The sequence below is a fragment of the Mesorhizobium sp. M8A.F.Ca.ET.021.01.1.1 genome, from assembly GCF_003998025.1.
Lineage (GTDB): Bacteria > Pseudomonadota > Alphaproteobacteria > Rhizobiales > Rhizobiaceae > Mesorhizobium.
In genome coordinates, this window is sequence record NZ_RZSJ01000241.1 from 1 (window position 1) to 8515 (window position 8515).

The following is an 8515-nucleotide window of genomic DNA, read 5'->3' on the forward strand; positions in this document are numbered from 1 at the left end:
CTGGGCCTGCTGATCGGTCTGGACCTTAGCCTTGCCCTGGGCCTGCTGGTCCGTAGTGGCGCCTGCCTTGCCCTGGGCCTGCTGATCGGTCTGGACCTTGGCCTTGCCCTGGGCCTGCTCGTCCGTCTTCATCTTGGCCTTGCCCTGAGCCTGCTGATCAGTCTGGGACTTGGTGCCCTGTGCCTGGTCCTTCATCTTCGAGCCGTTTTGGCAGTTGGTCGTGCCGGATGCGCAGTTCGTATCCGCTCCTGATTGGCTTTCGGCGGGCTGCCGTGTCTGAGCCATCGCCGTCCCGCAGCCGAGCCCGATCGCAAGCATGCTGGTCATGAGAACATGTTTCATAGGAAATCTCCTTCGGAGAGTTCGTCCCTTCAAGGGGGGAACTTCGACCAAAAAAGATTGTTCCGGACTGGATGCGTTAATGCCGCCACCCACGGCTGGATCCGAGCCCCTCGGGACCGATCACATGATGCCGAAAGTCCTGTAGGCTTCCACCGCGCTCATGCCTTCGCGGATCGCCCTGGCGACGAGCTTTTCGCCACGCACTTTTTCCAAGGCCAGCCGCACCACTTCTTCCTCGGCCTGTCGCGGGATGACGATAACGCCTTCCTTGTCGCCGAACAGCAGCGTCCCCGGCTCGATCCGCACGCCGCCGATTTCGAGCGCGCAGCGATAATCGATCACCTTGCCGCGCACGCCCTGGTCCTGTGCGTAGTAACCGGTGCAGAAGCAGGGAAATCCAAGCGCCTTGATGCCGTCCGTGTCGCGGGCGAAGCCGTCGACCAGGGCGCCGTGCGCGCCGAGGATTTTGGCGCGCGTCGACATCAGCTCGCCCCACAGGGCGTAACGGGGCGAGGCACCGCTCGCGACGTAGATCTCGCCGGGCTTCAGATCGTCCAGCGCCTCGAACATCAGCCCGAACGGCTTGGTCATCAGCGGATTGTGCGTCGGCTCGTCGGACAGGAAGATATCTGTTTCAAGCACCGGCATGGCCCGGCCGAGCAGGTGCGTCTTGTCGTCGACCGGCTTGAACACCGGCGGCAGGAACTGGTGTTGCAGCCCGAGCGTATCCATCACGTCGCCAACCACGGCGACGAACAGTTCGGTTTCGAACAGGCGATACATTTCGGCGTCGTCACCATCGAGGCGGGTCGATCCGGTCATCAGGCTTGCCTCCGAAGGTCGGTGGATGGGGCGGTGCGGGAAGGCCCGAGGGCCGTGGCGTTCTGCACCAGCGCACGCATATAGCCGAGTGCAAAAGCCTTGCCGGCATGCCAAGGCGCGTCGCAGGACATTTCCGGCGTATGGTCGGGGATCATCACGCCTTGATAGTTCTCATCGCGCAGGATGCGGACGATCTCGGCCATGTCGATGTCGCCATCATCGACGAAGGTCTCGTGATATCTGGGCACCTTGCCGCGCACGTTGCGGAAATGGATATAGCCGATACGGCCGCGTCGGGCGAAGCGCCTGACGTGGCCGTAAATATCCTCCGTGCCAGGCATCTCCTGAAGCGAGCCGAGACAGAGTTCCAGACCGTTGGACGGCGAGTCGACGATGTTCATCAGCCGGTCGTATTTTTCCGGCCGGTTGACCAGCCGCGCCGCCCCGCGCAATGCTTCGGCCGGCGGATCGTCGGGATGCGCCGCCAGCATGACGCCAGCCTCTTCGGCCACCGGGACGATCTCGCGCAGAAACACGTCCAGGCGCTGCCAAAGTTCCTCGCTGCTGACGCGCACGGGTTCCGCATCCGGCCTTCCCGCACGGTAACGCATGTTCCAGACGACGCCGTCTGGCAGCGGCAGATCGGCATCGATGGCGGAGAGATCGAGCCCGACCGACATCGCCTCGCCGCGCGCGAAAGGTCCACGCGACCAGCCCCAGACCCCGGCAATCGAGAAATTATAGCCGATGCAGGGAATGCCGGCGCGCCCGGCGTCGCGGATAAGGCGCTTCAGCCCCTCGATCTGCTTTGCCCTGTCGGGGCCGCCGAGCAGGATGTCGGACCAGAAGCGCGGCGAGAAATTCTCGATCGCGGCGATTTCCAGGCCATTGTCACGCACGGTCTTCACCAGGCCGGCGAAGTCCTCGTGGTTCCAGAGTTCGTCGGCGGAGCAGTCGCCCCAGCCTTCTGTCTCGCTGCCGGCGGACAGCGAAGGGTCGCGGCCGCGAAAATAGTTGGTGAGGTGGGCAACGATGTGCGTGGCGCCCGCCTGGCGGGCGAAGCGGAAATTGTCTGTTGTCAGGGATTCCCGGTAAAGCCCAAGACCGATCTTCATGGCTCTACTTCACACCGATGCCGGCGGTGAGGCCGCCGTCGATCTTATAGTCCGCGCCGGTGCAGAAGCCCGCCTTGGATGAGCACAGGAAAGCGATGAGCTCGGCCACCTCTTCCGGCTCGCCGATGCGGCCGAGCGGATGGGCCGCGCCGAACCGTCTGTAGGCCTCTTCGACGTCGGCGTCGCTGCCGCCGTCGCCACGAGCGGCCTTCTCCAGGATCGGTGTGCGGATCGAACCCGGGCTGACCGAATTCACCCTTATGCCCGATGCGGCGTAATCGAGCGCCAGCGACCGCGTCAGCGTGTGGATGGCGCCCTTGGTCGTGGCGTAGGCGGCGACATTCTGCTGGCAGGAAAAGCCCTGCACCGAGGCGACGTTGACGATGGCACCGCCGCCGCGCTTGACCATTTCCGGGATGCCGAAATGCGCGGTCAGATAGATCGAGCCGACATTGACCGTCATCGCCCGGTTCCAGGTTTCCCAGTCGGTCGTCGTTGCCGTTCCATAGGGATGCACCGCCGCCGAATTGACGATGACATCGATGCCGCCGAATTTCGCGACGCCGGCCGCGACCGCCTCGCGCACCTCGTCGGCAACGGAGACGTCTACGGTTTGCACCAAAGCGCTCGCCCCGGCCTTGGCGAGGCTTTCCTGCATGGCGGCGTTGGCTGCCCTGTCGATGCCGCAAGCGACGATCGAGGCACCACCTTGGGCCAGGCGCCTGGCGGTGGCCAGCGCGATGCCGGTCGTGCCGGTGATCAGCGCAACCTTGTTCTCGAAATCAAGCATGGGGCAAATCCTTGGGAAGTGTTCTGTCTGGCGACGGGGTCACCGGCGCGGTTCGGGCGTTTTCGAGATCGTCGGGAACGAAGCGCAGGCCGAAGTCGAGGTGCCGGCTCATCAGGTAGCTATAGGCGATGCGGTCGCGCGCACGCAGCGCCGCGATGATCTCGCCATGGGCGTGGCGTGTTTCGCTCAGCACCGGCCGGATGGATTTGCCGACGGTCATGATGTGGAGGATGACAGGCGACAGGAACTGGTAGGTCTGCACCAGCATGCGGTTGCCGGCGAGCTTCATCAGCGCCATGTGGAAATCGAAATCGCGCTGTGCCGCCTCCTGGACATCCCGGGCGGCCTCGATCAGGCCGTTGATCTCGTCCAGGGCGTCGAGTTCGGCGATGCCGGCATTGAGGATGATGTGATCGCCGACGCTCACCTCGATGATGCGGCGAAATCCCTGTATGTCGTGAAAGGACGTCTTCGATATGTCCATTTGCGCGGCAAAGAAATTCTGGATCGCGACGCTCTGCCTGTCGGCCAGCACCGCGCCGACACGCGGCTTGGGGTCGATCAGGCCATAGGTGCGGATGGTGCGCAGCGCCTCGCGAATCGTGTTGCGGCTGGCGCCGAACAATTCGCCGAGCTCCCGTTCCGTAGGCAGGACGTCACCGACGGACAAGGCCCGATTGCGGATGAGGTCGAGGATCTGCCGCACCGTCTGGTCGACGGCCGAACTGCTGATTCCTGCTTCTTCAGACGCTTCCATCGGCTCGCGGCTCGCCTGTTCCAACAGCTAGTTCCTTGCAATTTGTTGGACCAGATTAGAGTTCTGTCGATCAAAAATCAACCTTTAGCGGCAATAAAGGTTCTGTTGACATGATGGTGGTCCAACAATATGGTCGCCGCCAAACAGTGAGGAGACTTCATGGAACAGTGTTGGCGCTGGTACGGTCCCGATGATCCGGTGACGCTCGAGCATGTCAAACAGGCTGGCGCCACCGGCGTGGTTTCAGCGCTTCACCAGATTTATGACGGCAGGGCCTGGCCCGAGGCCGATGTGCTCGAGCGCAAGCGCATCATCGAGGCCGCTGGGCTGACCTGGTCGGTGGTCGAGAGCATCCCGGTCCACAATTCGTTCAAGATCGGCGCGCCGGAGCGCGAGCGCTATGCCAGCTATTATCGCGACAGCATCCGCGCGCTCGCCAAGGCCGGCATTGCGACGATCTGCTACAATTTCATGCCGGTGGTCGACTGGACCCGTACCGATCTGGCCTACCGGCTGCCGACGACGGGCTACGCCTTGCGTTTCGACGCCATCGACTTTGCCGCCTATGATCTCTTTGTCCTGCAGCGCAAGAATGGCGCGGCAAGCTACACGCCGGCGCGTATCGCCGAGGCCGAGCAACGCCTGAAGGCGCTGACGCCGGAGCAGATCGACCAGATCGAGCGCAACCTGATCGCCGGCCTGCCGGCAACGGAGCGCAGCTATAACAGGGACAGTTTCCGCGAGGCCCTGGCGGAATACGATGCGATCGGGCCGAAGGAACTGCGCGACAACCTCGCCTGGTTCCTGCGCGAGATCATTCCGGCGGCTGAAGAGGCGGGGGGGCGCATGTGCATCCACCCCGACGATCCGCCATTCTCGCTCTATGGCCTGCCGCGCGTCGTTTCCACGGCCGAGGATGCGCGTTTCATCCTCAACGCTGTCGACAGCCCCGCCAATGGCTTGACCTTCTGCACTGGTTCCTACGGCACGCGCGCCGACAACGACATCGTCGCCATGGTCAAGGAATTCGCCGACCGCATCCATTTCGTCCATCTGCGCAACATCACCATCGAGGACGACGGCTCGTTCTATGAGGCCGAGCATCTCGAGGGTGGTACCGACATGGCGCATGTCATCCTCGCTTTGATGCAGGAAGAGGCGCGCCGCCGCGCACAAGGCCGCGCCGACTGGCAAATCCCGATGCGGCCGGATCATGGCCACCTGCTCGCAGACGACATCGGCAAGAAAAAGATCAATCCCGGCTACTCGCTGATCGGTCGGCTGAAGGGCCTCGCCGAGCTGCGCGGCATCATGCGCGCCGTCGAGCGGTTCGGGCTGGCCTGAGGCCATCGGAAGGCGAACTGCCGTTTGCATATGTAAAAGTTACTTGTCTATGTGAAAATACCTGCTACTAGTCGGCGGGCCGGGCAGTCATGCCCGGCTCCAGGGAGGAATTGCCTGAAATGACAAGGCTGCGCGGTCTTGCGTGGGATCATCGACGTTGCTGGGGTCCGCTGGACGCCAGCGTCGCGCCCTATTGCGCTGGCAATACCGGCCTCGAAATCGAATGGGACCGCCGCAGCCTGTATGAATTCGGCGAGGGCGCGCTCGGTCCGGTGCTCGGCACTTACGATCTGGTCGTGTTCGACCATCCCTTCATAGGCGACATCGCGCAGGATGAGCTGATGGTGCCGTTCGACGCGCATCTGTCGGCGGAGCAAATACGGTTCTTCGAACACGATTCAGTCGGCGGGTCCTGGCGCTCCTACGAAAGGAACGGACGTCAATGGGCACTGCCGATCGATGCCGCCTGCCAGGTCGCGTCCTATCGCCCTGACCTGCTGGAGCGCTACGGGCCGGTGCCGCGCACGCATGACGAGGTGCTGGAACTCGGCCGGCTTGCGCGCAAGGACGGCAAATGGCTCGGTCTGCCCTCGGTCCCGACGGATGCCATGTGCATGCTTCTGACGCTCGGCCATCCGCAGGAGGCCGGTGAGCAATTCATCGCCAGGCAAAGGGTCGAGCAGGCCATCGCGCAGTTGCGGGAGCTGGCGGCGCTTTCGCATCCGGACTCGTCGAAATGGAACCCGATCCGCTGCTATGACCACATGATCGCGCATGACGACGTGGTCTATGTGCCGTTCGCCTTCGGCTATGTGAATTACGCGGCGAAAACCGACGGGCCATATCTGCGCTTTGCCGACGTGCCGACGCCGGGCTCCGCCGGCGCCTTGCTCGGCGGCGCCGGCATCGGCGTCAGCGCCCAGTCGAAACACAAACAGGCGGCGATCGACTATGCGCTCTTCCTGTGTTCGCCCGACTACCAGCGCGGCGATTATGTGAAGGCGGGCGGACAGCCGGGATCGCTCGCCGCCTGGAAAGACGCTGAGGTCAACGCGCTTTCAGGCGGTTTCTTCAGCGCCACGCTTCGGACCATCACGTCGTCCTATCTGCGTCCGACGCATCCGGGCTTCATCGCCTTCTTCCGCGAATGCGCGCCGTATGCGGCGGCCGCCATCGCCGGCGAGGTATCGGCGGCCGACCTTACTGACCTCGTCAATCGCCTCTACCGCGAAACCAGGCAACCGGAAGGGAGCATTGCGTGATGGCCGCCAGCGTTGCCGATACACTCGACGACGGCGAAGCCGGCCGCAACGGTTATCGCGTGCCGGCGGTGGACAAGGCGCTCGACGTTCTGGAGTTCATGGCCTCGAGTGCCGAGACGCTGACCCAGACCGAGATCGCGGCCGGCCTGGGACGCTCCATCCACGAGATCTACCGCATCCTGCTTCTCCTGGAGAAGCGCGGCTACATCTTCCGCACCCAGTCGGACCGTTTCCGTCTGTCGCTGAAGCTGTTCGAACTGGCGCATATGCATCCGCCGGTAAACCGGCTGGTCGAATGCGCACTGCCGGCAATGCGCGAACTGACCGCCAATGCCGACCAAAGCTGCCACTTGGTGGTCCGCGAAGGACAAAACGCGCTGGTGGTGCTGCAGATCGATTCCCCGCTGCCGATGCGTTACTCGGTGGCGCTGGGGTCGCATTTCCCGATCCTCGAAACCAGTTCGGGCGCCGTGCTGCTTGCCCATTCGAACCGGGCCGAGCGCGACCGGATCGTCGAGCGCATCGTGGCCGCCGGCGAAGGTCAGGGCAGTCGGGCTGAAATCGAGGCGCGGCTGAACGAGGTCGCGAGGCTCGGCTACGAGATGCGCGCCTCGCTGGCCGTCGAAGGCTGCACCAACATCTCGATGCCGGTGCGCGACCACACCGGTGCCGTCATCGCCGCGCTCACCGTGCCGCTGCTGCCGCAAAAGGCGGCGCGGTTCGGCCGCGAAGCCGTTTTCGAACGCACCCAGGCCGCCGCCGAAAAGATATCGGCGGCACTCGGCTGGTCCGACTCCGCCTCTTCTTTACGTGCCGACCCGGAACGGCGGGACTACCCGTTCAGCGACTAACAAAAGCGATAAATCTGGGAGAAGAAAATGCTCTGGTCCAAGTCAATCCTGTTTGCGTCAGCCGCCATGCTGGCGCTCGGCGCCGCCACCGCGCATGCCGAGAACATGCCCAAGCGCATCGGCTACGTCACCAACTACGCCACCCATGAGTGGTATCAGAACGTCATCAAGGGCATGAAGGCTCACGGCAAGGAACTCGGCATCGAAGTCGAGGTGCAGGACGCCAATCTCGACATCGCCAAGCAGGTCGCCGCGGCCGAAGACTTCATCGCCAAGGGCGTCGACGTGCTGATCATCACCCCGGTCAACGAGGAAGGCGTGGTGCCGCTGTTGCGACAGGCCAAGGCCGCCAACGTCCCGGTGGTGCTGGAAGGCAACCCGGTCAAGGGCATGACCACGATGGTCGCCATCTGCGACTACGATACGGGCTACATGTCCGGGGTAGAAGCCGGCAAATACGCCAAGGAAAAGCTTGGCGGCACTGCCAAGGTGATGAATGTCGGCCTGCCGCTGCTGTCGGCCACGGTGCTGCGCTCGCACGGCTTCATGGACGGGCTGAAGACCGTCATTCCTGATGCGGTCATGGTCCACGACCTCGACGGCGGCGGCAACCCCGACCGTGCGCTCGAAGTCTCCTCGGCGGCGCTCGCCAAGAATGCCGACATCAACATCATCTACGGCATCAACGACTCGTCCTCGCTTGGCGGCCTGCAAGCCTGGAAGGCGGCAGGGAAGTCGCAAGACGGCCTGTTGACGGTCGGCACCGGCGGCGAGGGCCTCGCCTTCATCAACGCCATGCAGAACGAACCATCGTACCGCATCGAGGCCGCGATGTTCCCGGAAAAGGAAGGGTTCACCGCCATCGACGCGGCGGTCAAGCTCTTCAACAACGAGGAAGTGCCCGAGCACATCGTCAGCCCGACGGCGCCGATGAACGGCGACGACTGGAAGAAGTACTATGATTATGACGGCACCACGCGCACCATCAAATGGGATGCCGTCAACGCGCTCCAGCCGCCGGCAAAGTGCATGAAGACCTCCGCCGACCTGAAGCAATAAGCCTGATGACGCTGCCCTTCCCTGACGCGGGAAGGGCAGTGTCAGGCAAGTGGTCTGGAATGGACTGAAATGAGCGAGCTTACACACGCCTCCGCACCGAAGCGTCTCATCGGCGGCCAGCTGCTGGGCAGCAGCCAGCTCGTGCTGGGCGTCATCCTGGCTGTGCTGTGCAT

The 8515-nt window shown here is 63.5% G+C and carries 8 protein-coding genes and 1 pseudogene; 4 read left to right on the forward strand and 5 right to left on the reverse strand.

All coding sequences use genetic code 11. The features are described 5' to 3' along the window. From EOA36_RS19040 to EOA36_RS19060, 5 genes and pseudogenes are all read right to left on the reverse strand, one after another. Window positions 1-342 (reverse strand): annotated as a pseudogene (locus tag EOA36_RS19040) (hypothetical protein); the annotation flags it as partial. Between the two features lie 120 nt (window positions 343-462). Further along, complete coding sequence (locus tag EOA36_RS19045) at window positions 463-1164, reverse strand: RraA family protein (protein WP_127278944.1); 702 nt, start codon at window positions 1162-1164, stop codon at window positions 463-465. Continuing rightward, a complete protein-coding gene (locus tag EOA36_RS19050; RefSeq protein ID WP_127278945.1) occupies window positions 1164-2279 on the reverse strand; it encodes a mannonate dehydratase in 1116 nt (371 codons plus the stop codon). Before EOA36_RS19050 ends, EOA36_RS19045 begins: the two co-directional genes overlap by 1 nt. 4 nt (window positions 2280-2283) lie before the next feature. Further along, window positions 2284-3069: an SDR family oxidoreductase gene (locus tag EOA36_RS19055; RefSeq protein ID WP_127278946.1), complete on the reverse strand. Its 786-nt coding sequence runs from the start codon at window positions 3067-3069 to the stop codon at window positions 2284-2286. Beyond that, window positions 3062-3850: a FadR/GntR family transcriptional regulator gene (locus tag EOA36_RS19060; RefSeq protein WP_245464407.1), complete on the reverse strand. Its 789-nt coding sequence runs from the start codon at window positions 3848-3850 to the stop codon at window positions 3062-3064. The genes EOA36_RS19055 and EOA36_RS19060 overlap by 8 nt, the downstream gene beginning before the upstream one ends. A gap of 135 nt (window positions 3851-3985) precedes the next feature. Here EOA36_RS19060 and uxuA point away from each other — a divergent pair, with 135 nt between their 5' ends. From uxuA to EOA36_RS19080, 4 genes are all read left to right on the forward strand, one after another. Then, window positions 3986-5170 (forward strand): mannonate dehydratase, encoded by a 1185-nt coding sequence (gene uxuA, locus EOA36_RS19065; protein ID WP_127278947.1) that lies wholly within the window; start codon window positions 3986-3988, stop codon window positions 5168-5170. A 119-nt stretch (window positions 5171-5289) separates the two neighbouring features. Beyond that, the gene (locus EOA36_RS19070) at window positions 5290-6432 is read left to right on the forward strand and encodes an extracellular solute-binding protein (RefSeq protein ID WP_127278948.1); all 1143 of its coding nucleotides are present in this window, start codon (window positions 5290-5292) and stop codon (window positions 6430-6432) included. Continuing rightward, window positions 6432-7283 carry an IclR family transcriptional regulator gene (locus EOA36_RS19075; protein ID WP_127278949.1) on the forward strand — a complete coding sequence of 284 codons (852 nt, stop codon included), beginning with the start codon at window positions 6432-6434 and terminating at the stop codon, window positions 7281-7283. The genes EOA36_RS19070 and EOA36_RS19075 overlap by 1 nt, the downstream gene beginning before the upstream one ends. A gap of 27 nt (window positions 7284-7310) precedes the next feature. After that, a complete protein-coding gene (locus EOA36_RS19080) occupies window positions 7311-8342 on the forward strand; it encodes a sugar ABC transporter substrate-binding protein (protein WP_127278950.1) in 1032 nt (343 codons plus the stop codon). The last annotated feature ends 173 nt before the right edge of the window (window positions 8343-8515 follow it).

Excerpts from the sequence above, each read along its gene's own strand:
- EOA36_RS19045 (WP_127278944.1), bottom strand. The coding sequence starts at position 1,164 with ATGACCGGATCGACCCGCCTCGATGGTGACGACGCCGAAATGTATCGC.
- EOA36_RS19050 (WP_127278945.1), bottom strand. The coding sequence starts at position 2,279 with ATGAAGATCGGTCTTGGGCTTTACCGGGAATCCCTGACAACAGACAAT.
- EOA36_RS19055 (WP_127278946.1), bottom strand. The coding sequence starts at position 3,069 with ATGCTTGATTTCGAGAACAAGGTTGCGCTGATCACCGGCACGACCGGC.
- uxuA (WP_127278947.1), top strand. The coding sequence starts at position 3,986 with ATGGAACAGTGTTGGCGCTGGTACGGTCCCGATGATCCGGTGACGCTC.
- EOA36_RS19070 (WP_127278948.1), top strand. The coding sequence starts at position 5,290 with ATGACAAGGCTGCGCGGTCTTGCGTGGGATCATCGACGTTGCTGGGGT.
- EOA36_RS19075 (WP_127278949.1), top strand. The coding sequence starts at position 6,432 with ATGGCCGCCAGCGTTGCCGATACACTCGACGACGGCGAAGCCGGCCGC.
- EOA36_RS19080 (WP_127278950.1), top strand. The coding sequence starts at position 7,311 with ATGCTCTGGTCCAAGTCAATCCTGTTTGCGTCAGCCGCCATGCTGGCG.